Origin of the sequence: Haloechinothrix salitolerans, from assembly GCF_042662605.1 — a bacterium.
Classification (GTDB): domain Bacteria; phylum Actinomycetota; class Actinomycetes; order Mycobacteriales; family Pseudonocardiaceae; genus Haloechinothrix_A; species Haloechinothrix_A salitolerans.
Map to the genome: position 1 here is coordinate 2853652 of NZ_JBHSXX010000001.1, position 25625 is coordinate 2879276.

The 25625-nt window shown below is 66.3% G+C and carries 30 protein-coding genes and 2 pseudogenes; 15 read left to right on the forward strand and 17 right to left on the reverse strand.

Annotation, left to right across the window (positions count from 1 at the left end; genetic code table 11):
* Positions 1-82: 82 nt before the first annotated feature.
* The 3 genes and pseudogenes from ACFQGD_RS13525 to ACFQGD_RS13535 all read left to right on the forward strand — a co-directional run.
* Complete coding sequence (locus tag ACFQGD_RS13525; protein WP_345404817.1) at positions 83-427, forward strand: helix-turn-helix domain-containing protein; 345 nt, start codon at positions 83-85, stop codon at positions 425-427.
* Between the two features lie 257 nt (positions 428-684).
* Complete coding sequence (locus tag ACFQGD_RS13530) at positions 685-1017, forward strand: ImmA/IrrE family metallo-endopeptidase (protein WP_345404820.1); 333 nt, start codon at positions 685-687, stop codon at positions 1015-1017.
* Between the two features lie 38 nt (positions 1018-1055).
* Positions 1056-1226: pseudogene (locus tag ACFQGD_RS13535) on the forward strand (transposase); the annotation flags it as partial.
* Positions 1227-1264: 38 nt separating this feature from the next.
* Here ACFQGD_RS13535 and ACFQGD_RS13540 read toward each other — a convergent pair.
* A protein-coding gene (locus ACFQGD_RS13540; protein WP_390221019.1) for an IS3 family transposase occupies positions 1265-2454 on the reverse strand; the annotation gives its coding sequence in 2 pieces (ribosomal slippage) (positions 1265-2202 and positions 2202-2454; 1191 coding nt in all).
* Between the two features lie 177 nt (positions 2455-2631).
* On the opposite strand from ACFQGD_RS13540, the gene ACFQGD_RS13545 reads away from it, so the two are divergent.
* From ACFQGD_RS13545 to ACFQGD_RS13585, 9 genes are all read left to right on the forward strand, one after another.
* Positions 2632-3222: an IS5 family transposase gene (locus ACFQGD_RS13545; protein ID WP_345397920.1), complete on the forward strand. Its 591-nt coding sequence runs from the start codon at positions 2632-2634 to the stop codon at positions 3220-3222.
* A 142-nt stretch (positions 3223-3364) separates the two neighbouring features.
* The gene (locus ACFQGD_RS13550; protein WP_345397925.1) at positions 3365-5542 is read left to right on the forward strand and encodes a recombinase family protein; all 2178 of its coding nucleotides are present in this window, start codon (positions 3365-3367) and stop codon (positions 5540-5542) included.
* A complete protein-coding gene (locus tag ACFQGD_RS13555; protein ID WP_345397928.1) occupies positions 5539-6300 on the forward strand; it encodes an MATE family efflux transporter in 762 nt (253 codons plus the stop codon). Before ACFQGD_RS13550 ends, ACFQGD_RS13555 begins: the two co-directional genes overlap by 4 nt.
* A gap of 80 nt (positions 6301-6380) precedes the next feature.
* Complete coding sequence (locus ACFQGD_RS13560) at positions 6381-6680, forward strand: hypothetical protein (protein ID WP_345397931.1); 300 nt, start codon at positions 6381-6383, stop codon at positions 6678-6680.
* Positions 6681-6737: 57 nt separating this feature from the next.
* Positions 6738-7163 carry a MerR family transcriptional regulator gene (locus ACFQGD_RS13565; RefSeq protein ID WP_345397934.1) on the forward strand — a complete coding sequence of 142 codons (426 nt, stop codon included), beginning with the start codon at positions 6738-6740 and terminating at the stop codon, positions 7161-7163.
* A complete protein-coding gene (merB, locus tag ACFQGD_RS13570) occupies positions 7150-8130 on the forward strand; it encodes an organomercurial lyase (protein ID WP_345397937.1) in 981 nt (326 codons plus the stop codon). Before ACFQGD_RS13565 ends, merB begins: the two co-directional genes overlap by 14 nt.
* Before the next feature lie 20 nt (positions 8131-8150).
* The gene (locus ACFQGD_RS13575) at positions 8151-9125 is read left to right on the forward strand and encodes a thiamine pyrophosphate-dependent dehydrogenase E1 component subunit alpha (RefSeq protein WP_345397940.1); all 975 of its coding nucleotides are present in this window, start codon (positions 8151-8153) and stop codon (positions 9123-9125) included.
* A gap of 18 nt (positions 9126-9143) precedes the next feature.
* Positions 9144-10190: an alpha-ketoacid dehydrogenase subunit beta gene (locus ACFQGD_RS13580; RefSeq protein ID WP_345397946.1), complete on the forward strand. Its 1047-nt coding sequence runs from the start codon at positions 9144-9146 to the stop codon at positions 10188-10190.
* Positions 10187-10420, forward strand: coding sequence for a biotin/lipoyl-containing protein (locus tag ACFQGD_RS13585; RefSeq protein WP_017985032.1), 234 nt, complete (start codon positions 10187-10189; stop codon positions 10418-10420). Before ACFQGD_RS13580 ends, ACFQGD_RS13585 begins: the two co-directional genes overlap by 4 nt.
* Before the next feature lie 5 nt (positions 10421-10425).
* On the opposite strand, the gene ACFQGD_RS13590 is transcribed toward ACFQGD_RS13585, so the two are convergent.
* The 12 genes from ACFQGD_RS13590 to ACFQGD_RS13645 all read right to left on the reverse strand — a co-directional run bounded on the left by ACFQGD_RS13590 (position 10426) and on the right by ACFQGD_RS13645 (position 19434).
* Entirely contained in the window at positions 10426-11397 is a 972-nt protein-coding gene (locus ACFQGD_RS13590) for an AraC family transcriptional regulator (RefSeq protein ID WP_026153516.1), read from the reverse strand.
* 149 nt (positions 11398-11546) lie between these two features.
* Positions 11547-11837 carry a putative quinol monooxygenase gene (locus ACFQGD_RS13595; protein WP_013673005.1) on the reverse strand — a complete coding sequence of 97 codons (291 nt, stop codon included), beginning with the start codon at positions 11835-11837 and terminating at the stop codon, positions 11547-11549.
* Positions 11838-11857: 20 nt separating this feature from the next.
* Entirely contained in the window at positions 11858-12619 is a 762-nt protein-coding gene (locus ACFQGD_RS13600; protein ID WP_345397959.1) for an iron-sulfur cluster assembly protein, read from the reverse strand.
* A gap of 26 nt (positions 12620-12645) precedes the next feature.
* Complete coding sequence (locus ACFQGD_RS13605) at positions 12646-13887, reverse strand: NAD(P)/FAD-dependent oxidoreductase (protein ID WP_345397963.1); 1242 nt, start codon at positions 13885-13887, stop codon at positions 12646-12648.
* Positions 13884-14210, reverse strand: a complete 327-nt coding sequence (locus ACFQGD_RS13610; protein ID WP_026153519.1) for a Rieske 2Fe-2S domain-containing protein — start codon at positions 14208-14210, stop codon at positions 13884-13886. The genes ACFQGD_RS13605 and ACFQGD_RS13610 overlap by 4 nt, the downstream gene beginning before the upstream one ends.
* On the reverse strand, positions 14210-15262 hold the full coding sequence (locus ACFQGD_RS13615) for a ferritin family protein (protein WP_013673009.1): 1053 nt from the start codon (positions 15260-15262) through the stop codon (positions 14210-14212). Before ACFQGD_RS13615 ends, ACFQGD_RS13610 begins: the two co-directional genes overlap by 1 nt.
* Positions 15259-15576, reverse strand: a complete 318-nt coding sequence (locus ACFQGD_RS13620; RefSeq protein ID WP_013673010.1) for an MmoB/DmpM family protein — start codon at positions 15574-15576, stop codon at positions 15259-15261. The genes ACFQGD_RS13615 and ACFQGD_RS13620 overlap by 4 nt, the downstream gene beginning before the upstream one ends.
* A complete protein-coding gene (locus ACFQGD_RS13625) occupies positions 15573-15881 on the reverse strand; it encodes a toluene-4-monooxygenase system B family protein (RefSeq protein ID WP_013673011.1) in 309 nt (102 codons plus the stop codon). The genes ACFQGD_RS13620 and ACFQGD_RS13625 overlap by 4 nt, the downstream gene beginning before the upstream one ends.
* Positions 15878-17410 (reverse strand): ferritin family protein, encoded by a 1533-nt coding sequence (locus ACFQGD_RS13630; protein ID WP_017985037.1) that lies wholly within the window; start codon positions 17408-17410, stop codon positions 15878-15880. The genes ACFQGD_RS13625 and ACFQGD_RS13630 overlap by 4 nt, the downstream gene beginning before the upstream one ends.
* A 43-nt stretch (positions 17411-17453) precedes the next feature.
* Entirely contained in the window at positions 17454-17930 is a 477-nt protein-coding gene (locus tag ACFQGD_RS13635; protein WP_026153521.1) for a nuclear transport factor 2 family protein, read from the reverse strand.
* 8 nt (positions 17931-17938) lie between these two features.
* A complete protein-coding gene (locus tag ACFQGD_RS13640) occupies positions 17939-18370 on the reverse strand; it encodes a nuclear transport factor 2 family protein (RefSeq protein WP_026153522.1) in 432 nt (143 codons plus the stop codon).
* A 44-nt stretch (positions 18371-18414) separates the two neighbouring features.
* Positions 18415-19434: a DJ-1/PfpI family protein gene (locus tag ACFQGD_RS13645; RefSeq protein WP_017985040.1), complete on the reverse strand. Its 1020-nt coding sequence runs from the start codon at positions 19432-19434 to the stop codon at positions 18415-18417.
* Between the two features lie 260 nt (positions 19435-19694).
* Between ACFQGD_RS13645 and ACFQGD_RS13650 the strand changes: the two genes are divergently transcribed.
* Positions 19695-20420 (forward strand): type 1 glutamine amidotransferase domain-containing protein, encoded by a 726-nt coding sequence (locus ACFQGD_RS13650; protein WP_017985041.1) that lies wholly within the window; start codon positions 19695-19697, stop codon positions 20418-20420.
* 74 nt (positions 20421-20494) lie between these two features.
* Here the strand turns inward: ACFQGD_RS13650 and ACFQGD_RS13655 are convergent, their stop codons facing one another.
* Positions 20495-21475, reverse strand: a complete 981-nt coding sequence (locus ACFQGD_RS13655; RefSeq protein ID WP_345397981.1) for an AraC family transcriptional regulator — start codon at positions 21473-21475, stop codon at positions 20495-20497.
* Positions 21476-22216: 741 nt separating this feature from the next.
* Here ACFQGD_RS13655 and ACFQGD_RS13660 point away from each other — a divergent pair.
* Positions 22217-22411: a hypothetical protein gene (locus ACFQGD_RS13660; RefSeq protein WP_345397985.1), complete on the forward strand. Its 195-nt coding sequence runs from the start codon at positions 22217-22219 to the stop codon at positions 22409-22411.
* 278 nt (positions 22412-22689) lie between these two features.
* Here ACFQGD_RS13660 and ACFQGD_RS13665 read toward each other — a convergent pair.
* The 3 genes and pseudogenes from ACFQGD_RS13665 to ACFQGD_RS13675 form a co-directional block, all read right to left on the reverse strand.
* Positions 22690-23072, reverse strand: a pseudogene (locus tag ACFQGD_RS13665) (enolase C-terminal domain-like protein).
* Positions 22994-23542 carry an enolase C-terminal domain-like protein gene (locus tag ACFQGD_RS13670; protein WP_345397994.1) on the reverse strand — a complete coding sequence of 183 codons (549 nt, stop codon included), beginning with the start codon at positions 23540-23542 and terminating at the stop codon, positions 22994-22996. The pseudogene ACFQGD_RS13665 and the gene ACFQGD_RS13670 overlap by 79 nt, the downstream one beginning before the upstream one ends.
* Before the next feature lie 267 nt (positions 23543-23809).
* The gene (locus ACFQGD_RS13675; protein WP_017985043.1) at positions 23810-24595 is read right to left on the reverse strand and encodes a DeoR/GlpR family DNA-binding transcription regulator; all 786 of its coding nucleotides are present in this window, start codon (positions 24593-24595) and stop codon (positions 23810-23812) included.
* A gap of 130 nt (positions 24596-24725) precedes the next feature.
* Between ACFQGD_RS13675 and ACFQGD_RS13680 the strand changes: the two genes are divergently transcribed.
* A protein-coding gene (locus ACFQGD_RS13680) for an IS5 family transposase (protein ID WP_390183615.1) occupies positions 24726-25540 on the forward strand; the annotation gives its coding sequence in 2 pieces (ribosomal slippage) (positions 24726-25068 and positions 25068-25540; 816 coding nt in all).
* Positions 25541-25625 lie beyond the last annotated feature (85 nt).

The following is a 25625-nucleotide window of genomic DNA, read 5'->3' on the forward strand; positions in this document are numbered from 1 at the left end:
ATTGATAACGTTGTTTATTTAACGTTCGCCACAGCGAACACAATTCGGTACAATTCTAATAAGTAAGCGGAGGAAAATGGAAATGACAGAGAGTAGCAATTCTCTCACCCTGGGCTCCTATCTTCGGACCCAGCGGGAGGCGTGCGATATGACGATTCGCCAAGTCGCCAGGCTCAGCGGCATACAGCCCAGCTACATCGCGGAGCTTGAAGCCGGAAAGAAAGCCAATCCCTCGGCTGAAATCTTGCAGAAAATCGCAAGCGTCCTGGAGCTGGACACCGCCGACCTGTTCGCCTTCATCGGCGTCACGCCACCCAAGGACTTGCCAAGCGTCGCACCATACCTACGCGCAAAGTACAACCTGACCGGCGACGCCCTAGCCGAAGCCGAGCAACAGATAAAACGCATCATCGACAAGAACACGTAACACGTTCATAGAGAGGAGGACCTGCTTATGAACGGAAACCCACAATCAATAATCCGGCAGCTTCGCTCCCTCATGCCTTTGCGACCACTTGAGGAGCACGAAGCCCGCAGCATTGCCGAACGCCAGGCAATCAAGCTCTTGCAGCTACTCGGCCAACACGAGCCGACAGTTGACGTCGCCCTCATTGCTGACCTGCCGCGCGTCGAAGTCAAAGTTGAGCCTAATCTTCATGTCGGCGGCATGTCTGGCTTCTCACAATGGAATCGCGGCCGCTGGCTCATCGTGGTCAACCGCGACGACAGCCCACCCGCCGCCGCTTCACGCTCAGCCACGAGTTCAAGCACGTACTCGATCACCCCTTCATCAAGGTCATTTACAACGACCTGGGCAAAAACGCGGCCGAACGCGAGCGGCAGATTGAGCAACTCTGCGACTACTTCGCAGGCTGCCTGCTGATGCCCCGGAATTGGCTCAAGCGAGCCTGGTCCAACGGTGTGCAGGACCAAGCCGCCCTCGCCGCCATGTTCAACGTGTCCGAGGCCGCGATGGCCGTCCGGCTCCAGCAAATCGGCCTAGGTCCTGTCCTGTAATTGATCTAGCTGTGGTTCTGGTTTGATCTTGGGTTGTGGTGGGTCGGGGTGAGGTGACGGATCGGGCGTGGGCGCGGATTGAGCCGCTGCTGCCGCCGGTGTCGGGTCGGGGGCGGCGGTGGCGGGATCACCGGCAGGTGCTCAACGCAATTCTGTGGAAGTTGCGGACCGGTGCGCCGTGGCGTGACCTGCCCGAACGGTATGTGAGCGGCCTCGATCTTTCCGGACAGCTGTTTAGTGGGTCAATTCATGCCGCTTGCTGCCGGTTCAGGTACTCGTTGTAGACCTCATTTGGGGCCTTATAGTCGAGTCCCGAATGGAGACGTCGACTATTATATCTAAGTTCGATATAGGCAGCAATATCTGTCCTGGCCCTCTTTCGGGTGGAGTAGATCACTCGGTGAACCCGCTCGTTCTTCAGGGCACCAAAAAACGATTCGGCCATCGAATTGTCATAGCATATTCCCGTGCGTCCGACCGATTGCCTGATGCCCAATGATCGGAGCGTGCTGGCAAACTGGGCGGAAGTGTAATTGCTGCCACGGTCGGAGTGGAATATCGCCCCGCGTGCGATAGGATAGTTGCGTACGGCCATGCGAATCGCCTTCTCGATGAGAGGCGTCTGGTAATTATCGTCCATCGCCCACCCGATAACGCCCTTCGTATGACAGTCGATGACCGTCGCGAGATAAACCCAGCCCTCCCACGTAGGGATATAGGTAATATCGCCAACCATCTTCTCGCCGGGCGCGGATGCGGCGAAGTCGCGGCCAACGAGGTCGGGCAGCAAGCTGGCAGACGGCTCAGTCAGGCCGAGTCGCCACGGACGGGGCTGGCAAGGCTCGAGCCCCAGCTCACGCATGATGCTGCGGATCAGCTCAGGGGTGCACCGCTCACCCTGGCGCTGCAGCTGGGCGTGGACGCGCCGGTGACCGTAGGTCTCATCCGAATCGTCGAAAACCTTCGTGATCAACGGAGCCAGGTAGGCGCGACGCTGCGCCGTCGCGCACTTGGGCCGACAACGCCATTCATAGAATCCCGACTTCGACACACCCAACCATTCGCACATTTTGGTCACTGTGTACTTTTTCTCGCCAGTATCGGTCACTGCGCCCTTCTCCACCTCGATGAACTCGTACCTCTCGTTCACCGATACTCGCTCGCGAAGAAGGCTGCGGCTTTTCCCAGGAACTCCTTCTCCATCCGTAGCTCACGGACTTCCTTCTCCAGCTCACGCAGCCGCGCGCGCTCCGACACGGTCAATGGTGGCTCGTCCGCAGCATGAGCCTTCCGGTAGTCGTTCACCCAGTTACGAAGCGTTTGCTCGTTCAGCCCGTTCTCCCGCGCGACCGACGCCACCGGGCGGCCCGTCTCGACCACCATTTTCGCCGCCTCCTCCTTGAACTCAGGAGTAAACGACCGACGATTCTTTGACACTGGCTTCCTCTCTTCCGAACAAAAACCCTAGTGGGTTCGCTGTCCGGAAGATCAACAGCCCCTCAATGGGCCGTGGAAGACCGCGCACGAGCGGTTGCGGTTGTGGACCGCGGACGGCACCTGGCAGAAGATCCTGGACGAGGTGATCGTCAAAGACGACTCTGTCGGCGAGGTCGAGTGGATCATTTCGGTCGATTCGAGCGTGGTCCGGGCGCACCAGCACGCTGCTGGCGCCCGGAAAAAGGGGGCTGCACGCCCGGCGTCGAGGCGCTCGCGGTCGACGGGGAAGGACTCGGCCGGTCTCGCGGCGGACTGAGCACCAAAATTCACCTCGCCGTCGACGGCCGCGGGCTGCCACTGCGAGTGCTGCTCACTGGAGGCCACGCCGGTGACAATCCGCAACTGCTGCCGCTGCTCGACGGCATCGCGGTCGCCCGGATCGGACCAGGCAGACCGCGATGCCGACCTGACGCGGTGGTCGCGGACAAGGCCTACTCGCATCCCTCAACCCGGCAAGCGATGCGGGACCGGCGCATCCGGTTCGTCAGTCCCGAGCGCGAGGATCAGATCGCTCGCCGCGTCGCCAGAGGTTCCCGCGGCGGGCGACCCCCCGCCTTCGACGCTGAGGCCTACAAGCGGCGCAACGTGGTCGAACGGTGTTTCAACCGGCTCAAACAGTTCCGCGACCTGGCTACCCGCTACGCCAAACGCGCTGCCTACTACCAAGCCGAACTCACCATCGCCGCCATCATCCTGTGGCTCCGATGACTTACAGGACACGCCCTAGTCGAACCACGCACCCGCCACGCCCGCCTGCGCGGTCTCACCCGCCCAGTCCGCGGCTACTTCCGCAAGGCATCCGTCAAGCAACCCGTTACCTGCGGCCTGGCCGCCTGAGAGAGGAGAACGCATGAGAGCAACCAATCGACAAGTCCGGGAAGCGGCCAGCGGGACACACACAACCAAGCGGGCCGTGCTCTACCTCCGCGTATCCACGCCCAGCCAGGTCAACACCGACTACAACCCCGAAGGAATCTCGATCCCCGCCCAGCGTGAGGCGGGTGAGCGCAAGGCTGGCGAACTCAAGGCCAAAGTCGTCAATGAGTTTGTCGAACCAGGCCGCACGGCAACAAGCATCGACAAACGGCCCGTGTTCCAAGAGATGATCGCCTGGGTCAAGGCCCAAGACGACATCGACTACATCATCGTCTACCACTTCAACCGCATTTTCCGAAACAGCATCGACGCCGCCATCACCAAGCGGGAACTCGGCAAGTTCGGCGTTCGGGTCGTCTCCACCGTGCTCGACATGGGCGAGTCGCCCGAAAGCCAGATGGTCGAGACCATCATCCACGCCGTAGACCAATACCAGTCCCAAGCCAGCGGCGCGGACATCGCCTACAAGATGGGCCAGAAGGCCAAGAACGGCGGCACTGTCGCCAGGGCCAAAATCGGCTACCGCAACGTCCGGGAGCAGATCGACGGCCGCGAAATCCGCACTATCGCCCTTGATGAGAAGCGGGCACCGCTCGTGCTCAAAGCCTTCGAGTTGTACGGCACCGGCGACTACACCGGAGAGCAGGTGCATCAAGTCGTCACCGCCGCCGGACTCACGACCCGTGCCACCAAGCGCAAGCCCGAACAGCCCGTCTCCCTCAACACCATCTACGAGATGCTGCAAGACAGCTACTACATCGGGGTTGTCACGTACAAGGACGAGGAGTACGAAGGCCGTCACCCGGCTATCGTCACGCCCGAACTCTTCGACCGCGTACAGCGCGTGCTCGCCCTGCGGCACGGCGGCGGCACCAGGGAGCGGCAACACAACCACTACCTCAAAGGCTCGGTCTGGTGTGCCCGATGCCAACGGCGCTTCGTCGTCCAGCGCGCCAAAGGCAACGGCGGTACCTACTTCTATTTCTTCTGCGTCGGACGGCAGAAAGGCATCTGCGACCAGCCGTACCTGTCGATCGAGCAGGTAGAACGGCAAGTCATACAGCACTACGCGACCGTCCGCCTTGTGGATGCGTTCCAACAACGTGTACGCCGCCAGCTTGACGACGCCCTAGTCTACGAGCTGAGCAGCATGGACACCCTCCGCAAGCGGCTCACTGCCCGCCTGGACGAGCTGAGCGTGAAGGAAGATCAGTACCTCGACCTCGTGGGCGACCCCGAGTGGCCCCAAGGCAAGCTCAAGCAGAAGCTCGCCACGATCGACCGCGAACGTGGCGAAATCCTGAACAAGCTCGCCGACACCACCGGCAAGATCGACGTCGGACGGCGCTACTTCTTGAGTGCCCTCGACCTGTTGCGTGACCCGCAGCGCTTCTACACCGACGCAGGCACCAGCCTCCGCCGGGCGCTGAACAAGGTCATCTTCGAACGGCTGTACATCGACGATGCCGACGGAGTGACCGGCCATGTCCTCAAGGACGGCCTGGCCGAGCTGGTCGAGGCCGGGCAACCTGCCAGCAGGCGCTACCTGCGCCGTGCCGTACGCACGGGCAGCCTGACCTTCCCCCACAACGAAACCAGCCCCATCCCGAAGGATGAGGCTGGTGACGGTTCGACCGAAGCGGGCCGACTCGCCCTGATCCTTTCGGGTCAGGGTTCGAATAGAACCGCTTTGGTGGAGGTTAGGGGAGCTTACTCGAACACAAAAGACCAGGTCAGGGCCCTGGAAGAGCTCCGTGAGAAGCTTCCCCGCCTCGATACACCCGAGCCGCCGGAGATCAAGCGCGACCGTCCCGGCCGCGCCCGGCAACTCGGCGCCGAGCAGGTCGAGCAGCTGATCGCTGACTACCGGTCCGGTGCGACGGTGTACGAGCTCGGCGACCGGTTCGGCATCGAACGGCGAACGGTCAGCAGCATCCTCCACCGGCACGGCGTGCCGATGCGCCGCCGCGGCCTCTCGCCCGAGCAGGTCGACGACGCCATCCACCTCTACAACCTCGGCTGGTCCCTGGCCCGAGTCGGTGATCACCTCGGGGTCAACCACACCACCGTGTTGAACAAGCTGCGCGAACGCGGCATCCCTACGCGAGACACCCACGGGCGCCCGCGCGTCGAAGCAGGTGGTACTCGATGACGCGGCGTGCGGCTATGTCGGCGCGATCATCTGCGGACGGTGCCAGTGTCGTGCAGGCCGTCACCGTGATCATGGGTGTGGTCGTCGGCCTCACCTTTCTCTTCGGCTTCGGCAACGTCCTCAATCTCGGGCTTCGGCTTGGTGTACCAGTCTGGGTCGCTCCGCTCGTCGCACCTGCGGTCGATCTGTCAGTCCTTGGTCTGCTGCTGGGTACCCGGCATCTGGCGCTCGCCGGGGCCTCCGCGGACGTACTGCGGCCGGCTCGTCGGCTGCTGATCTTCGCGAGTGTGGTCACGTTGGCGTTGAACGTGGCAGACCCGGTAGTCGCGGGTGAGTACGGAAAGGCGGCCTTCGACACGGTTGGGCCGCTGCTTCTGATCGGCTGGGCCGAGGTCGGCCCCGGCTTCCTGCAAGCGCTCGGCGCGACCACGCAGTCGGCAGACGTCAACGGCCTCGTCGGCATCGAGCAACCTGAGCCTCATGCCCTGGACAAGTCGGAGGGTGCATCGGTGCAGTGCCTACCCGAACAGCAGGAGTTCGGAGTGCGGAAGCACGGTCGACAGCCTCCTCGGAGGCGTCCCCTCGATGCACTCTTGGAGCAGGCACGACGGGAGGACGCCGCCCATCGCGAGGCCCATCAGAGGCCGATATCGGCCGACAGCTTGCGTGTTCGTCTGCACATCGGTGCGGGCCGGGCCCGGCAGTTGGTCAAGATCATTCGTTCGGAGTGTGGCGAACGGGCGGCACAGGCGGCATGAACACGCTCGACGGGGGTGATACTGCTCAGGGTGGCGACTGCGCGTCGTGTCGTCCGAACCGGGTATTCGGGAGGTGGCCGATGACCGTTCAGCCCGAAAAGGCATCCGCTGTGGTGGAGAGCTGCTGGTGCTGCGGCACTCAGTACTCGGAGGCCGAGTTGGTGCGTCTGGGACAGCATCCCGAGGTCGGAGTATGCCTGCGGTGCGCGCGGTGGTTGCAACGACGTGCTGTCCAACGCCTTGACGAACGGCATCCATCACCGGGCGGGCGACTGCGCGGCGGGATCCGCGCCATTCGCGCAACTGTGATCAGAAAGGGCTGGCATCAGCGCGGCCAGCTGGGCGTCTTGCTGCGCTGGCTCGACCGGCACCTGCCGTAGCGGCACGGCGGTGCTCGTCTTGACCCTGTACCTCGGTACAGGGTTCATGCTGGTGGTGTGCGAACGAGTCAGCTGGCCGAGCAGGCCGGGGTGAATACCCAGACATTGCGCTACTACGAGCGCCGAGGGCTGTTGCCGGAGCCGGAGCGCGAGCTGTCGGGGTACCGCGCCTACACCGCGGACGCGGTGCGGACCGTGCGGTTCATCAAGCGCGCCCAACGGCTGGGCTTCACTCTCGACGACATCGAGGACCTGCTGCACTTGGCTGCGGGCGGCCCCGACCACTGCGACGCGGTGCGGTCGATGGCCGGGACCCGGATCGCGGACGTCGACCGCCGCATCGCCGACCTGCGCGCCATGCGAGACGCGCTGGACAGGTTGGTCACCACCTGCGATCAGCCTCGCGCCCAGCGCGAATGCCCGATCCTGCACGGCATCGCCCACCACACTCCCCGACCGGAAGAACCTCATGAACACGACTGACCCGGCTGGGCGTTCCATGCTCGACTGCCCCGACGACAGCACGCCGGTTCGCGTCGAGCTGCTCTCGGCACCCGGTTGTCCGAATGTGGCCGCGACCCGCCGAATGCTGGTGGACTGTCTGACCGAGCTCGGCCTGGCCGTTCCAGTGGTCGAGCGGGTCGGCCGGTACCGGTCTCCGACCGTCCTGGTCAACGGTGTCGACGTAATGCGTGCGGCGAGTAGTGACCCGGTGGACGGGGACGCCTGCCGGCTCGACTTGCCCAGCCGCGACCGCGTACTCGCCGCGATCAACGCCAGCCTGACCGGGTGCGGCCGGCCGCTGACACTCGATTCGCTGCGCGACGCCGCTCGGGACGGAACCGCCGCGCGGGCCGCGGCGCTCCCCGAACCGGTGCGCCGCCTGCATCGTGAGCTGCTCCGCGCGTTCCTGACCGCCGGTCGAGCACCTCACCGTTCGGAACTCCAGTCGATTGCCGACGGGTTCGGGGTCAGCCTGGCAGACGGGTTGCGCTGCCTGTCCGAACTCGATCTGGTCCAGTGCGGACAGGACAGGCGAATCCTGGTTGCCTACCCGTTCTCCGGCCAACCGACCGGGCACCGCGTGCGGCTGCCGGGCTTGCCCGCGGTCGACGCCATGTGCGCTATCGACGCCCTGGGCCTCCCGCTCATGACCGACCGGGACGCCGTGATCACGAGCATCGACCCGACAACCCAGCAAGTCATTAGCGTGCAGCGACGCGGAGATCGGTGGTTGTGGGTTCCCGCCACCACGGTGGTGCTCCTCGCGCAGACCGTCGGCTGCGGCACCGCCGCCGAGTATCTGTGCCCGTCGATCACCTTCCACGTAGATCACGACCACGCCCACCGTCACTTGACACAGCATCCCGAACTGCACGGCTCGGTCCTTGGCCAGCACGAGGCCATCGAGATCGCCCGCATTTCCTTCGGCCACCTGCTGACCGAATAGCGATTCGGAAGCCACGTGATGTGAGTTCCCTACATCTGTCGCCTCGTGGAGGTTGGCCAGCAGCACCTGGCGGGAGCAGGGCCTGTCGGGTCAACTGGGGGCGCGCATACGACGGCTGGGGTGAACGTATCGGCGCGGGGCAGATTCCCGGCGAGATGCACCTGTCCGCCGGCCAGGAACCGGTCGCGGCGGGTGTCTGCGCACACCTCACCACCGACGACGCGGTGACCGCGACGCACCGGCCGCACCACTTCGCCATCGCGCACGGCGTCGACCTGCGGAAGATGGCCGCGGAGATCTTCGGCCGCGTCGATGGGCTCGGCCACGGCCGGGGCGGTCACATGCACCTGTTCGACCCCGACACCCACGTCTCCTGTTCCGGGATCATCGCCGAGGGCTACCCGCCGGCGCTCGGGCAGGCGCTCGCGTTCCAGCGCCAGGGCAACGCCCGCATCGCGGTGGCGGTCACCGGCGAGGGCGCGGCGAACCAGGGCGCCTTCCACGAATCCTTGAACCTGGCGTCGCTGTGGAAGCTGCCGGTGGTGTTCGTGGTGGAGGACAACGACTGGGGCATCTCGGTGCCGCGCAGCGCATCCACCTGTGTCACCTCGAACGCGGTCCGCGCCGCCGGCTACGACATGCCGGGCGAGCGGGTCGAAGACAACTCCGTCGAGGCGGTGCACGCGGCGGCGGAGCGGGCCGTCGCCCGTGCGCGGGCCGGGGAGGGACCCAGCCTGATCGAGGTCCACACGCTCCGGCTCTGGGGACACTTCGAAGGCGACGCGCAGGGCTACCGGCCCGACCTCGAAGGCGTGCCCGGCCGCGATCCGCTGCCGACCTACGAGGCCGAGCTGCGCCGAGCCGGCGTACTCGGCGACGCCGGGGCGCGGGAGGCGGCCGACGCGGCGGCGCAACGGGTGGAGGACGCGATCGCCTTCGCCAAGCAGAGCGCCGAACCGGCACCCGAAACCGCACGCGACTACGTGTTCGCCTGACCCGATCGAGGAGAAGCCATGACGCTCACCGAACCCTCGTCACCGGTACCCACCTCGACCCAACGCAAGCTCAGTACCGCCAAGGCCATGGTCGAGGGCATCGCGCAGGAAATGGAGCGTGATCCCGGCGTATTCGTGCTCGGCGAAGACGTCGGCAGTTACGGCGGGATCTTCAGCTCCACCACCGGGCTGCTGGAGAAGTTCGGCCCGCAGCGGGTGCTGGACACGCCGATCTCGGAGACCGCGTTCATCGGCACCGCGATCGGGGCCGCGGTCGAGGGCATGCGGCCGATCGTGGAGCTCATGTTCGTCGACTTCTTCGGCGTGTGCATGGACCAGATCTACAACCACATGGCCAAGATCCACTTCGAGTCCGGCGGCAACGTCACGGTGCCGATGGTGCTCACCACGGCGGTCGGCGGCGGCTACTCCGATGGTGCGCAGCACTCGCAGTGCCTCTGGGGCACCTTCGCGCACCTGCCCGGCATGAAGGTGGTCGTGCCGAGTACGCCCGCGGACGCCAAGGGCCTGATGATCTCCGCCATCCGCGACGACAACCCGGTGGTCTACCTGTTCCACAAGGGGATCATGGGCCTGCCGTGGATGGCCAAGAACCGGCGCTCGATCGGCCCGGTGCCGGAGGACGAGTACGAGGTGCCCATCGGCAAGGCGAGCATCGTCCGCCCCGGCAGGGACGTGACGATCGTGACCCTGTCGCTGTCGGTGCACCACGCCCTTGACGTGGCCGACGAGCTGGCCGGCGACAACGTCGAGTGCGAGGTCATCGACCTGCGCAGCCTGGTGCCCATGGACACCGACACCATCCTCGAATCGGTTGGCCGGACCGGCAGGCTGCTCGTGGTGGACGAGGACTACCTCTCGTTCGGGTTGTCCGGCGAGGTGATCGCCCGCGTCGTCGAGCGCGATCCGACCCTGCTGCGCGCTCCCGCCAGGCGAGTCTGCGTTCCCGACGTGCCCATCCCGTACGCCCGCTCGCTCGAATACGCGGTCCTGCCGACCGCGGATCGGATCCGGCGGGCCGTGCTCGAGGTGGTCACCGCGTGACCGAGATCCCGTGTCCGATCATCTCCGACACCGACCCGGACGCCGAGGGGGTGGTCGCCACCTGGTTCGTCACCGATGGCGACCAGGTGCGGGAGGGCGACCTCATCGCCGAGGTAGCCGTCGACAAGGTCGACATGGAGATCCCGGCCCCCGCATCCGGCGTGATTCGGTTACTGGCCAAGGAAGGTGACGTCCTCACCCAGGGCACCGTCGTGGCCCGCATCGAGTGACCGCGCTACCCGGAGCTCCCGGCTGCTTGCCGCGCGTCGAGGCCGTTGCTCAGCGTGGCGAAGTCGCAGTAGGCGCGCGGTGACAGGCCGAACCGGCGGCGGAACTCGTTGATGAAGTGCGATGCGCTGGGGTAGCCGACCGCGCGCGAGATGCTGGCCACGGTACCGCCACCCGACACGAGCAGCTCCCGCGCGCGGTTCAACCGCATCTCCTTGACGAACTGGTAGGGCGACTTACCGGTGGATTCGCGGAACAGCGCGGTGAAGGCGGACGGGCTGAGGGAGACGTGCTCGGCCATGTCCGCCACCGACAGCGGCTCGGCCAGGTGGTCGCGGGCGTAGGAGATGGCACGGGTGACCGGGTCGTGGAACTGCTGGTCCGCGGCGATCTGCAGGAGCCGGGAGTACTGGTCCGCCTGCAGCACGCGGTACACCATTTCCTGCAGGTAGGCCGGGGCGAGGATGCGCCGGTCCGAACCGCTGTCCAGCGCGCGCAGGAACCGCAGGACGGCGCCCATCAGGCCGCAGTCCAACGCGGAGACGAACGCGGGAGCGGACTCGGCGCCCGGCGACGGTTCGGTCAGCGCGGCCGACCGCCGCTCGACCATCTCGACCGAGACCTTCCGCACCACGGCCGGATCGATCTGCAGCACGAAGGACAGAAACGGCTTGGCGGCACTCGCTTCGACGATCTCCGCCTGGAAATGCAGGTGACTGTTGAGCACGAGGTAGTTCAACGGGTCGTAGCGGTAGGGCACGCCGTCGACGGTCACACATTTGCGTCCCTGCGCGACCACGCAAAGCGACAGCGACTGGACTTCCTCCCAGGTCGGCGCCGCCGGCTCGGCGAACCGGTAGATGGTCAGCCCTGGCCATAGCCCGGTGTTGGCCCCGAGTTCCGGGGCCCGCTCCAGCAACGCGGCGATGAGGTCGCCGGACGTCATCCTCTCTTCGAGGGCGCGCACTTCCTTGTGCATGCCACACTCCTCCCCGCTCGCCAGCAGTCAGCACACCACTGCCGGTGAACCGCGAGCCGCGGTCACGCCGTAATCGAGGAGTTTACTCCGCCGAATGGCCCTCCGGGATGTTCGAGCGCGACGGCACGGGGTTGACCATGAAGGCGGCGTCAGTCGATCGTCTCGAAGGTGGCGACACTGCGCTCCACCAGGTTGGGAATGACCTCGCCGACGACGTAGGACTGAAACGCGTCACTCGCCTTGTGGTCCGCATAGCCGGAGGCGTCGACATACTTCTCGTAGACCACGAACGTGTCCGGGTCGTCGATGCTGACCTGGGCCTGGAAGTGCAGCATCTTCTCCTCGGCCCGATTGATCGGGGTCACCGTTTCCAGCACTTTCCTGATGTGCTCGGCCTGGCCCGGCTTCGCCTTCCAGGTCGCGATCACCACGTACGCCATTCGAACCCTCCTGCGCAAGATCAGAAATTGGTGAAGCCGATTGCCCGCAGCTGCTCGCGGCCTTCGGCACTGATGTCCGCGGGCCGCCAGGTCGGCACCCACACCCATTCGACGAGGAAGTCCGAAACCAGGCCGCCGTTGTCAGTCAGCAGCACGGTGCGGATCTGATCCTCCATCACCTCGGTCAGCGGGCAGGCCGCCGAGGTGAGCGTCATGGTGATGGTCGCGACCCCGTTGTCGTCGACCACGACGTCGCGCACGAACCCCAGGTCGACGATGTTGACCCCGAGATCCGGGTCGATCACCTCGTACAGCGCCTCGCGGACGGTCTCGGCCATCGGGTTCGGTGTGACGTCCTGCTGCGCGCTCGCCTGCGGGCTCGCCGTGGTGCCGGGTCGATCGGGCGGCGCGGGAGCAGTGCCCACCTGAGTGACGTACAGCCCGGCCGGCTGGAGTTCGACGGACACATCGGCGGTGGGGCTGCTGATCCAGTCCGCGATGCCGTGTGCCTTGCGCCGGACGCGAACAATGTCCTCCGCCGGTTCGGCCGATCCACCCGCGACGACCAGCTGGTCCGCCGCGATACCCGCCGCGTCCGCCCGCGCGAGCGCCTTGTCGATCACCCGCGCGACCGGTTCGCAGGTCCGTCCTGGTCCGAGCCTGAGCTTGGCCACCGCTTTGACGGCCGGCAACCCTCGGACCGCTTCGAGCGCGACGCGGGCTTCGTCCGCGACGACCCGCGCCTGCTGCTCCCGGACGGCCAGTATTCCCATCGTGGTCATGGTGACTCCTTCTCCGACGTGGCGGCTCAAGCTCGGGCGGTGGCCCACGGCGACCGCGGTATCAGCCGCTTGAGGGGTACCGATTCGTCGCGCAGTTGCTCGGCGGTCACCTCGTGCGGCGCGAAGAGCATCCGCCGCACCTCAAGCACGTCTCGGGGGCGGTTGAGGGAGATCACCGCTTGGATCCGGCCATCGACAAGGGAGAACGCCGAGAAGTCGTGGTCCTCCAACGAGCCGCGGATGACGAGGTCTTCGAGGTCGGCCGGCCGGCCGACCGACTGCAGGCTGTGCTCGTACTGATCCGACCAGAACCAGTGCGCCTCGGCGAACGGCTCCGCCGAGCCGGTCAGATTGAGTGCCACATTGGCGCCCTGGCGCAGGGCGTTGTCGTGATGCTCCACCCGGATCGTCCTGCCGTAGACCGGGTGATACTGCGCTGCCACGTCGCCTGCCGCGTAGATATCCGGCGCCGAGGTCCGCCCGTACTCGTCGACCACGATCCCGCCGTCCGTCGCCAGGCCGGCCTCGGCGGCGAGTTCGACATTGGGTTCACAGCCGATCCCCACCACCACCAGGTCACACTCGACACGGTGGCCGAGGTTGGAGGTCAGCAGCATCCCGTCCCCGGTGTGCCGGAGCTCGCTGATGTACTCCCCCGCCCGGATCTGCACCCCGCGCGACCGGTGGATCCCGGTCATCACGGAGCCGATCGTGGCGCCGAGCACCCGCGCCAGTGGGGTCGGCGCCGGATCGAAGATCGTCACCTGCTTGCCGAGCCCGACCGCCGCCGCGGCCACCTCGCACCCGATGAAACCCGCGCCGATGACCACCACCCGCTCGGACTCGGCCAGCTGCGCGCGAAGCCGCTGCGAGTCCGCGGCGGTCCGCAGGTAGTGCACCCGGTCGCCGTCGAGCCCAGGCAGCCGCCGTGGCCGCACCCCGGTGGCGAGCACCAGCCCGTCGTACCCGAGCCGCTCGCCGGTGGACAAGGTCACCGACCGCCCCGGCACATCGATCGCGGTCACCCTGATGCCGACGCGCAGGTCGACAGACTGCTCGTCGTACCAGGCCGGCGGCCGCACCTGGAACTCCTCGAATTCGGTGGTCCCGAGCAGGAAGTCCTTGGACAGCGGCGGCCGCTCGTACGGTGGCTGTGGCTCGTCGCCGACCAGCACGATCTCACCGTCAAATCCGTGCTTGCGCAGGTGGGTGGCGGTGGCCGCGGCCGCGACCCCGCCCCCCACCAGCACATGACGCCGGGTGCTCATCGGACGTCCACCAGAATCGTGCCGTCCTCTTCGACCCGGCACGGGTAGGTGATCAGCTCGCAGTTGTCCGGGTTCGTGCCCTTGCCGCTGAGCGCGTCGAACGTCCACATGTGGCGCACGCAGGTGATGGTCTGCCCGTCGAAGTCGCCTTCGTCGAGGGCCCACGCCTGGTGCGGGCACCGGTTCTTGTACGCCCGGACCTCACCGTCGATATTGACGAGCAGGACCTTCTTGCCGTCGATCTCGACGCCCTCCATCTCGCCTTCCCAGAGGTCGTCGAGATGCATGGCTTCCTGCCACTGCCCGGTTATTGCGCTGCTCATCACCCTGCCCTCTTCCCTTCTCCGGCCGCCTCCAGCCCCTCGAACAGTCGCGCGTGGAAGGCTTCCCGCGCCGCCTTGGCCCCGGCCGCGACCTCGTCGGCCGCTCGACCGTGCTCCGGCCGGGTCTCCAGTAACCTGCCGAGCCCGTGTGCCGCCGCGTCCGCGACCGGGGTCCAGCGGGCAATCCAGCGACGGAGCACGTCGGCGTTTTCGGGTTTCTGCTGCAGGCAGAAGCCCGCGAGCGCGGCGCTCCACCGGTTGCGGCGATCGTTGTCCGCCTGCAGGAAGGACAGCAGCAACCAGGAGAGCTGGTCGCCGTTGTCGCGCGAGACCTCCGTGAACTGGCGGACCAGCACGTCATCGATGGTCGGTGCCAGCACCAGGTTGAGCGCGGTGAACGCCTCACCCCAGTCGTAGGCGATCAGTGCCTTCTCGATCGCCTGCCGTGCCGGCTGCCATGCCTCGTCGTTTTCCCAGATCCCGCGCTCCGCGGTGCCGATGCCCGAGTCCGGGTGGGCAAGCTGCAGCTCGCGGGTTCGGTACGCGGTGAGGGTCACCCGACGCAGGTAGTCCGCGGTCGCGAAGCTGGCCGCGTTGGTGACGTACGACGTCGGCGCCATGTAGCCGATGTAGGCCTCGACCTGCTGGCATCCGTGCAGGAGGTAGCGGGACGGGGTGAACATCGACCCGAGCAGCGCGACCTGGCCGGGGGTGAGCGCCGAGTCCGCGTTCGCCTCGGCGAACTCCTCCAGCACGCCCGCGGTCTTGGTCTCGGCTTCGGCCTGCAGGTTGACGTAGGTCTTGTACGTCATCGAGTCCGGGTCGCGGAACTGCTCCCAGTCCTCCGCCTTGAGCGGTGAGTTCTCCCGGTAGGTGAGGAACCACAGGTTAGGCGGGGACGACGGGTTGTGCTCGAACGCCGACGGGCGGTTGGCACGCATCGTCCAGTTCTGCCCGTGCGTCACGATCTCGTACTCGCTCGGCATCCGGCGCACGTCGCCGAATGCGCTGAAGGTCCGGCGCGGGCGCGCCTTCCTCGGCTGACCGGTCATGACCGCGCTCCTTCCCTCGCCAAGGCGTTCTTCTTCGCCGACACCTTCTCCCACGTGATCGAGTCACTCGTGGTGGTGATGCGGCCGTTGAAGGACGACATCATCGACTCGAAGGTGCGGATCTCGTAGTCCGCGCCGAGGTAGGCGCGGAGCGTGTCCTGGGTGACGACCAGGCGATCTTCGCCCTGCACCCGGATGTACGAGCCGCGGTCGATGACCTCGATCTCGTGGTCCGGGTTGTCGTCTTCGATGGCGGCGATGATCTGCTCGACCTCGTCGCCCATCCGCAGGATCGGCCCGACAGGATTCTTCATGACTTGCCCTTCGGGATGTCGTACTCGACGCGGACGTGATCCAGCGGCGCTATGCCCGCTTCGGCGACGGTCATCTCCGGTGGCAGGCGCCTGCCGTTGTGGAAGACGACCTTCTCGTAGGGCAGGGCGCGGACCCGCTTGCCCTCGACGTGGTGCGCGACCGCGGCCGCGACCTCGCGGACGGTGTCTGCGGTGGTCACCGGCACCAGGATCTGCACGAAGTCGTCGGCGAAGACCGCGTTCAGCGGCACCACCTGCGGCGCCTGGTCCTCGATGGGCAGCTCCACCGTGGCATTCTCGGTCATGACTGGTCACCCTTCGCCGTGCTCAGCGCGAGCCCGGTCGCCGGCCGGCCAGTGTAGTCCTTAGTCCATGCGGCGTAGTCGGGGTCGTCGCCCATCACGTCCGGGGTCATCCCCATGTAGTTGAGGATGCCGCCGACGTCCATCGGCTGGATATGGCCGGCCAGAAAGCGATCGATCAGCGTCTCGTGGTTGACGTTGTCACGGTCCTTCCACCAAATCTGCCGGCACGCGTTGGTGCAGAAGTGATAGGTCTTCCCGCCGTAGGACAGGGACCAGTCACGCACCCGCCAGGTGCCGTCGCGCGACTGGGTGGCGTTGCACGCCGGCAGGTGGCACATGCTGCACAACCACGGCAACGTCTCGGGCAGCGTGGCCTCGACGTTGTTCGCGTTGATGTTGTCGATCATGGTGTCCCACTTGCCGCCGTACACCTTCTCCCAGTTGGGGTACTTCTCCTGCAGCCACTCGCGCTCGTCCTTGCTGACCCCGGCCTTCGGCCGCCACCACAGGGTCGGGCGCCAGTACCACAGGCCCATGTGCAGCCCGTGGTGCCAGGTGTCCAGGCCACGCATGAACTCGTCCCAGAACCAGGGCTTCTTCAGCCCGTAGTCCTCGATGGTGTGGATGAACTGGTCGATGATCCACTCCTCCATGAACTCCCGGTAGGACTGCTTCCGGTGTTCCAGAGGGGTGTAGTAGTCCATCGCCGGGCCGGTGAGCGCGGCGAACGCGCGAGCGGAACCCCAGAAACTGCGGTCGATGACCCATTGCGCGCGCACCGGGTCGTGCTCGACCAGGATCTCCATGGTCGGCCCGCCCTGCTGGGAGTGCCTGGCCTCGTCGGTCTGGATCGACGAAATCATGTTCGCGAAGTTGACGTCGCCGGACTCCAGCGCGTCGGCCGACAGCGCGACGAACTGGAGGTTGGTGAAGCCGGTCTCGAAGGTGAACGGCAGCTCGATCGCCAGGTCGACCACGTTCGGCGAGATCATCATGTTGTCGAAGAGGTTCCGCAGCGCGATCGGCACCCAGTCGTTGGTGTGGAAGGTCTTCTGCGTCCAGTCGTACTGCGGGTCCTTGCCGACGAACTCGTGCCCGAAGAAGGTGGTGATCTGCGCGTGGCGCAGCTCGTCCAGCTGACCGAAGGTCGCCATGTTGCGCCAGGCCCCGTTGAGGCCGAACCGAGCCATCTTCAGCTCGCCGAGGACCGCGGCGTACTCGACGAGGGCCACCCCGCCGAAGTGCATCTTGGTGGAGGATTTCCAGCCCTCGTCCAGGTTGTCGAAGGCGGTGGACCGCTGCAGCGCCGCCTTCACCGCGTACGCCGACGCTTCCTTCTCACGCTGTGTCGCGACGTACTCAGGGTAGGTGACCTTGTAGTTCTCCTCCCAGGACAACCACGCCTCACGCGGCACCTTGCCGGTACCGCTGTGCCACTCCGGGAACACCGCCTCGTCGTCAACGTAGCGGAAGGTCCAGTCGACGTCACGAACGAAGTGCTGCCACTCTTCGCGTTTCAGCAAGGTCATTTCTCCGAGATTCCTTTCACTGCGCTGTGCAAGAAGGGGATTGTCAGTCGACTTCGAGGTGGCCGAGCTGGCGGTTGATTCCGGCCCCATTCCAGTAAGCCTTGATCTTGTCGATGAGGCCGTTCTCGTCGACGTGGAAGATGAACAGGTGTGGCTCGCTGAACCTGCCACCCTTCGGTGCGGCGAACCCCCACGGGGACTGCTGGGTTCCGCCGATGTCGCACATCACAACGACATCGCCCTTGTCATTGGCGTCGATGCTGTGGACCACGTTGAACAGATCGGGAAAGGAGTTGATCAGGCCGCTCCAGATGACCTTGCCGACGGTGCGCACCTTGCCGTCCCCGCGCAGCACCCGCTGTTTCCCCCACACCTCGTACGGGACATAGGAGAAGTCGGCGTTGTCGGTGCACATCTCGGTCATCGTCTCGACGTCGTGGCGCGAGTATGCCTCGAAGAACGCGGCGACCACATCGGCGGGGGACGTGAGCTCTCGGGTTGCTGGTTCCGTGGTAGTCATGGGAGCCCTCACACAATCGCGATCTGGTCGAGTCGTTTCACGGCAAGGCGGCGGTAGAGCTGGTTCTGGCACCAGTAGACGTGGATACCGACGATGTGGTCACCATCCACTGTGAACCGCCACGCCTGATCGACGTCCAGGTGCTTCTCCTGGTTGACCGCGCCGGCGTAGTCCGCGGCCTGGGTGCCCTCGACCTTGAGTTCCGCGGTGACCACCGAGCCGGTTTCGATGACGTCCTTGATCACCAGGTGAAGATCGGGGAATGCGGTGACGATGTCCGTCAGCGCGGTGCGGATGTCGTCGAAGCCGCCTTCTCGGACATCGAGGGGAAAGATCTCCACTCGGACCGACTTGTCCACAACGGACAGTGCTGCCTCGACATCCCTGAGCTGGAAGGCGTTGAGGAATGCCCTGACGGTCTGTTCCGGCGTAGTGTTCACAATCCCTTGCTCCTCACGGGGAATCGACTTGCGTTTGAAGAGCTTCATCGGATCTGGAGTGCCTTGAGGACAGCGTCCGCGGTGGCCTCGGTCGATGCGGGGTTCTGACCGGTGATCAGATTGCGGTCGACCACCACATGCGAGACCCACGCGGCCGGGCCGTCGTCGAACACCGCGCCGGCGTTCTTCAGTGCGGTGTCCACGTACCACGGCAACCCGAGCTTGCCGGGGGCCGTCTGGTCCTCCTCCTCGTCGGTGAAACAAGTCATGCGGTAGCCGTCGAACAGCCACTGCCCGTCTTCCCGCTCCGGCGCGGACAGCAGCAGGGCGGGGCCGTGGCACAGCGAGGCGATCGGCGCGGTCTTCTCGTGCAGGATCGTCAGCAGGCGGGCGACGTGCGGGTTGTCTGCGAGGTCGACCATCGGCCCGTGCCCGCCTGGGGCGAACACGGCGTCGAACTCGGCGAGCTGCTCGTCGGTCAGATCGGCTAGGGAAACGGGATTGCGGAAGCCCGGAATGGCTTCGAGTCGCCTGCGGCGCTCCGCGGCGAGCGCCCGGCTCGCCTCGTCTAGCTCGTCGACGGCCGCCTGGATCTCCGCACGGGACAGACCGCCGTCGATACCCTCCTCCACCATCACATCGATCAGCTGGCGGTCCTCCCGCCACGCGATCTTCGCCGCCTTGCTGACCAGCGCATGCGCGTCGCTCGCCGACATCCCGCGCTCCTTGAGTCGCGCCGCGATGCGGCGTGCCGCGACCAGACCCTGTTCGGTCATATGGTGCAGCGTCACCCGGACGTCGTCGGGATCCTGGTGGAACGTACGGGTGACGGAGGCGAAGTAGTCCTGGTCCTCTTCGGGATAGTGGAAGAAGTTCTCGAGCCCGTACGGGTCGGCGAAAGGCTCGCGGCCGTCCGGGGTGACCACTACGACGTCGGCGCCCGCGGCAACAAACCGTTCGTACGGTTTCAAGGCTTCTTCGGCGAAGTAACCGGTGGGATGCAGTGTGCCGTCTGCGAGTTCGATCTCGCGAGCACTCGAGACCAGGTAAGCGATACGCGGCATGTCAACTCCAGGTGAACGGCTGGTTATCGAAGACCGTGGCGGAACGGTACCCAGCGTGTGACCCGGCTCGCATCGAAGATTCCTACGAGAGTTGTGCGGATTCCGACACGGTTGGGAGGGGTGTGTGGATTCCTGCTGATCTCTGCAAGATTCAGCCGAAGGAGCTGACCGTTCAGGTTCGCCGCGATTAGGGTCATAACATGTTTCCGCGTGCGTGGCGCCGCGGAAACCTCATCACATCCGACGCAGAGAGGCATTCCATGACGCGCGTACTGTTCGCAGTGTCCGGAAAGGACTACTGGACGCTGGCCGACGGCACCCGGCACTCCTGCGGTTTCTGGCCCGAGGAGCTGGCCGTTCCGCACCAGGTCTTCCGCGCTGCCGGTTTCGACATCACGATCGCCACCCCTGGCGCCGCCGTCCCGACGGCGGACGAAGCCGGTTTCACCGCGGCCATGAACGGGGGTTCGGAGGAGCCGGGCAAGCGATTCCGCGCATACCTCGACAGCATCGCCGCCGAGCTCAACTCGCCGGTGGATCTGGACGAAGTGGACGCCGGCGACTTCGACTTCGTGTTCGTCCCCGGTGGACACGGGCCGATGGAGGATCTTGCCGTGTCGGAGAAGTTCGGCGCGCTCGTCCGCAACTTCACCGACTCCGGGAAAGCGGTCGCGGCCGTCTGCCACGGCCCGGCCGCCCTGTTACCGGCCAAGGACGACAACGGAAACTGGCTGTTCGCGGGCCGTCGGGTCACCGGCTTCAGCAATGTCGAGGAGGGGCAGGTCGGCTTCGCCGACAAGGCGCCGTGGCTGCTGGAAGACCGGCTCATCGCCAGCGGCGGCAAGTTCGAGAAGAGCGGCGGCCCATGGGAACCGCACGTGGTGGTGGACGGGAACCTTTACACCGGACAGAATCCGGCGGCCTCCGAGCCTCTGGCGGAGCAGCTCGTCAAGGCGCACAGCGCGGTGCTGGAAACCGTGAAGTAACGCGGATCGCTTCCGCCGTCACGAGGCCGTGCTCGTGGGGCACCCTGCCGCCCCACGAGCACGGCCTCTCGTCGTCAGCCCTTCTGGATTCGCAGCTCATGACTGAGCGACTGCAGATCGCAGTACGCACGCGGGGTCGCACCGAACCGGTCGCGGAACTCATTGATGAAATGGGATGCGCTCGAATAGCCGACCGCCCGCGAGATCTGCGTTACGCTCAGCTTGTTCTCGATCAGCAACTCCCGCGCGCGGTTGAGCCGCGTCTCTTTCACGAATTGGTAAGGCGACTTACCCGTGACGTCGCGGAAGAGATGAGAGAACGCGGACGGGCTGAGTGAAACCTGCTCCGCCATGTCGCTCACCGTCAGGGGCTCGGACATGTTTTTCCGCACGTAGGAGATGACCGCGCTGACCGGGTTGCTGGCGGCCTGGGTGGCGGCGATCTCCAGCAGCCGGGCGTACTGCTCCGCCTGCAGCACCCGGTAGACCATCTCCTGCAGATAGACCGGCGCCAGCACCCGCCGGTCGGCCCCGGTGTGCGTCGCACGGAGGAACCGCATCGCCGCGCCCATCAGGTTACAGTCGAGCGCGGTGACGAACGCGCGCTCCGGCTTGCTCTCCACCGGCCGCCCGAAGGTCGTGGTGCGGCGGTCGAGGATGTCCGACGACACCCGCCGGACCAGGGTGGGATCGATCTGCAGAACGAAGGACAGGAAGGGCTTGGCCGGGGTGGCTTCGAGGATCTCGGCCTGGAAGTGCTGGCTGCTACTCAGCACCAGGTAGTTGAACGGGTCATAGAAGTACTTCTGCCCGTCGACCGTGACGCATTTGCGCCCCTGCGCGATGATGCACAGCGACAGCGACTTGACCTCGGCCCACTTCGGCGCGACCGGATGCGTGAAACGATAGAACGTCAGCCCTGGCCATCCCCCGTTATTGCCGCCGAGCTCCGGGGCACGGGATCGGATCTCGGTGAGCAGGTCACCCGAGGTGTGGATCTCGTGGAGCTGACGAAGCATTTCGGTCATGTCGGCATCTCCCGTGGTGTCGATCATCGAGCCCGGCGTCCGATCGAGGAGTAACCGACTGGGGCTGCGAGTGCCGCGCTCGGTTCGGCCAGAGCCAGTGCCGCGTGCGACTCGGCGGGGGCCAGCGATGCCGCGCTCGGTTCGGTCGAAGCCAACGCCCCACCACGCGGCTGGGCCGAGGCCGGTGCCACGCCGTACCGCTCACCTGCAGGTACCAGCGCCGCTGCGTACGGCCCAGTCGGGACCACCTCCGTCGCCACCTGCGGCTCGGCCGGAGCTACCAGCGCCGCGCCGTATCGCCCAGCGCTCGCCCTAGCCGCCTGAGCAGGCAATTCGAGCTCGGCCGGTAGTCCAATCACCGCATTCCTCCCCATGCAGGTTCCCGGTGCGCACCCCGTCCCGTGCGGCACTGATCGACATTACGGCTGGTCGGGGACCGAGATGATGTGGATTCCTACTGAGTTCGTGCGGATTCCGACTGGATCGCCGTTGGCGGGGATTGGCCGTGGGGCGAGGCGTTGCACCGGACGTCGGGTGCCAGGCGGTATCGGCGTTCTGGGAGAGAGGTGGTTGGGTTTCGGGCACGCCTTCGGCGCACCGGTGGGGATTCGCGCTCGTATGCTCATCATGGCGGGGTGGCTGGTGGCGCGAATTCCCACCGGATCGCATGCCCGGTCACCCTAAGTACCGGCGCTCGTTGCGGAAATCCACCCAACGGGCGGTACGCCAGTCGACCCCGCCCGCCGCCACGGCCGCGACGTCCAGTTGATGGACCAGGGCGAGGGCATGGTCACCCTCACCTCGGACCAACCGGTGGCGGTGGGGACGGCGACCTATGGGCGGGTCGACGCCGAAGCCCGCCGCCGCAAACCCAGCGAATCAGACAAACCCCGCACACCACCTGCACCCACACCCGAACCCGCACCCGACGCCAAGCCCGACAACGAACCACCACCCTTCTAACACTCCACGCCGAGCAACGTTGATGCATTCTCCCGCTGTCCGATCGGGAATCCCCGTCACCGGCGCCGGACACGTGGTCACCAATGCCGGACACGTGGTCACCAATGCCGGACACCCGGTCACCGACGCCGGACACGTGGTCACCACCCCTGTATCGGCCGGGTGCATGCGGATCGGCCGGATGCCGGCAAGCCACGACCGGACACGGAGGGCGCCAAGCGCCGAAAGCCGTCCGGCTGCTCCCGCGTGCCCTGCGGGAGCAGCCGGATCACACCTGCTCATCCCCGGGTGAGTCGGCGCACCTTCTCGTCGTCGAGTGTCACCCCGAGGCCGGGACCGTGCGGTACGTGCAGGTGCCCGTCCCGGTAGTCGAGCGGCTCGACGAGCAGCTCCTCGGCCATCAGCAGCGGCCCGAACAGTTCGCTGCCGAAGGTCACCGACGGGGTGGCGCAGCACAGGTGCAGCCGGCGACCGTGCCGATCGGCGATTCGATGGCCGTGCCGCCGTGGCACGGTATCCCGGCCGCGGTGGCGACCGCGGCGATCCGCTGGGTCACCGTGAAACCGCCGGACTTGGTGACCTTCAGCGAGAAGATGTCCGCCGCGTTGGCCTTGACGATGCGCAGCGCGTCCTGTTCGCTGCGCAGGCTCTCGTCCGCCATGATCGGGATCTCCAGGAGCTGGGCGAGCCGGGCCGCCCCGTCGTGTCCCAGGCCGGCAGCGGCTGCTCGATGAGCTCGACGCCGGCGGCCTGCAGCCGCGGAAGGTAGCGGGTGGCGGTCAGCTCGTCCCATGCCGCATTGATGTCCATCCGCAGGCTCGCCCGGGAAGCCAGCGCCGAGGCGACCTTTTCGATCCGCTCGACATCGGCCTCCGGATCCTGCGAACCCATCTTCAGCTTGAAACTGGCGTGCTTCCCGGCATCCAGCTTGCCGGTGGCCTCCTCGATGATCTCGTCCGGCCGGGCGGCACCCAGCGCCCAGGTGACCGGGACACGATCCTGCGCGAGCCCGCCGAGCAGCGCGTACACCGGCAACCCGACGGTCCTGCCCCAGGCATCGAAGAGCGCCACCTCCACCGCGGCCTTGGCGAACCGGTTCTCCGCGACCAGCCGGTCCATGGTGGCGCGCAAGGCCGGCACCTCGGCGATTCCGCACCTGGGCCAAGGGGGGACCCACGGCATCGGGCTGTCCTTCGGGAGCGCAGCGCTCGTGCTGGCGCGCTTGATGCCAGTTTCGATCCCGACCGGTGGCGTGCGGCCGGGGTCGCCGCGGGAAAGCCCCGCGCTCCTGTTCGTGGATGCACGACACGCGATCGCAGAGTGCGGACACCCGCTCACGAAGTGCGGACAGGCGCGCATGAAATGCGGACACGCCTGCCATGGATCGCACCGGGACGATCACACCACGGTGACTACCACGCCCTCGTCCTGGAATCGGCGCACCAGATCCGCCGGCGCACCGTCGTCCGTGACGAGCGTGTCGATCGCCCCGATCGGGCAGATCCTGGCGAACGCCCCGGCACCGAGCTTGGAGCTGTCCGCGACCACCACCACCCGGCTCGCCCGCTCCACCATCAACCGGTTGATGCCGGCCTCGTCCTCGTTGTGCGCGCAGGCGCCGAACGCGGGGTCGATCGCATCCACCCCGAGGAACAGCAGGTCCAGGGTGAGATCGTCCAGGATGCGCGCGGCCAGCTGCCCGGCCAGCTCGAAGGTCTTCCGGCGCGCCACCCCGCCGGTGACCACGATCTTCACCTGCGGCCGGGGAACCAGATCGTTGGCGATGTTCAGCGCGTTCGTCACCACGGTGAACGCCACGTCGTCACCCATCGACGCGAGGTCCGACCGGAGGGCGAGGCTGCGTGCGACCTCCGTGGTGGTGGTACCGCCATTGATCCCGATGACGCTGCCGCGCTCGACCAGCTCCGCTGCCGCCCGCGCGATCCTGCCCTTGGCCACCGCATTCCTGCCGGTCCGGTACCGCACGGGCAGGTCGTAGGCGACCCCGTTCGCGACGGCTCCGCCCCTGGTTCGGATGAGCAGCTGCTGCTCGGCGAGGTGGTCGAGGTCGCGGCGGACCGTGGCCGTCGAGACGGCCAGCTCGGCCGCGAGCGTTTCGACGTCGAGCTTGCCGTGCCGCCCCAACAGTTCCAGCAGCGCGCCGAGCCGTTCGTGCCGATCCAACCTTTGCCCCGATCCCGCGTTGTCCGCCCGTCCACCGACCCGCGCAAGTATCGCCCCTCGGCGAGGAAACACGCGTTAAGAGCGTGTCTCGTTTGGATCTTGATCGGTGTTCAGGGCAAGATCATCGTCTGTGGTTGATGCGTTGTCACAGCGGTTGGTTCCCGACGAGCTCTGGGAGCTGGTCGAGCCGCTGATTCCACAGGCTGGAGAGCGCCCGCAGGGTGGTGGGCGGGCACCGGCGGATGCACGCAAGGTGTTCACCGCGATCGTGTATGTGCTCACCAGCGGGTGTGCCTGGCGGTGGTTACCGCCGTCGTTCGGGGTGAAAGTGCCCACCGCGCATCGATGGTTTCTGCGATGGACCGAGGCCGGATTGTGGGCCCGGATCCACCGGGGGGTGCTCGACGAGCTGGGCAGTCAAGGGCTGATCGACTGGTCCCGGGCCGTGGTGGATGCCGCCGCGGTGCGGGCGAAAAGGGGGGCGCTATGACCGGACCGAATCCGGTCGACCGAGGCAAGCCGGGCTCGAAGCTGCATGTGCTCACCGACCGGGGCGGACTGCCCCTGGCCACCGGCATTTCCGCGGCCAACACCCCGGACGGGTTCGCTGTCAAGCCCTTGGTCAACGCCATCCCCGCGATCCGGTCCCGCCGCGGACCTCGCCGCCGCAAGCCCGGCAAGCTGCACGGCGACAAGGCATACAACAGTGCCGAACGCCGAGTCTGGTTGCAGCGACGGGGAATTGTGCCCCGCCTGGCTCGCATCGGCATCGAGACCAGCCAGAAACTGGGCCGCCACCGCTGGGTCGTCGAACGCAGCATCGCCTGGCTGGCCGGTTACCGACGCCTGACCATCCGCTACGAACGCCGCGCCGATGCCTTCAAAGGCTTCCTCGCCCTCGCCGCCGCACTGACCTGCTTCAAGAAGCCCAAACAAGCCAAGTGAGACACGCTCTAAAGATCGGCTGTGGATCGGGGGCGAGGGAGGTCTGGTTGGGTCAGTCGTCAATGACCTGCGATTATCCCCCACG